Genomic DNA, 275 nt, shown 5'->3' on the forward strand with positions numbered 1-275 from the left:
AGTTCTTTGCGACCGCGTTGCATCTTAGCATTGCACAAACGATAGTTAATATTTTTCGAATCCAGATAACGTTGAGCATCTTTGCAGTGAGGGCATTTGTCTTTGACGTAAAGGACGACACGTTTCATTGAGTTTCTCTCCATTATCATTGGGAGGCGAAGTTTAACGGCCTTTCACCATAAATGAAAGGCGAAAGCTAAGGTGAAACTGTCCTTTATCTCAGGTATATTGAGCGCCTTTATTTTGTCATAACAGACGTTAACTCTATGCATCCG

1 protein-coding gene is annotated in these 275 nt (G+C 41.1%); it reads right to left on the bottom strand.

Features of this window, described 5'->3' with window-relative positions; genetic code table 11:
• On the bottom strand, positions 1 to 128 hold a 128-nt coding region (locus tag IQR33_RS28000), incomplete at its 3' end, for a glutaredoxin domain-containing protein (RefSeq protein ID WP_193844250.1).
• Between the last annotated feature and the right edge of the window lie 147 nt (positions 129 to 275).

This window comes from Vibrio sp. OPT46 (assembly GCF_015163535.1).
GTDB lineage: Bacteria > Pseudomonadota > Gammaproteobacteria > Enterobacterales > Vibrionaceae > Vibrio > Vibrio alginolyticus.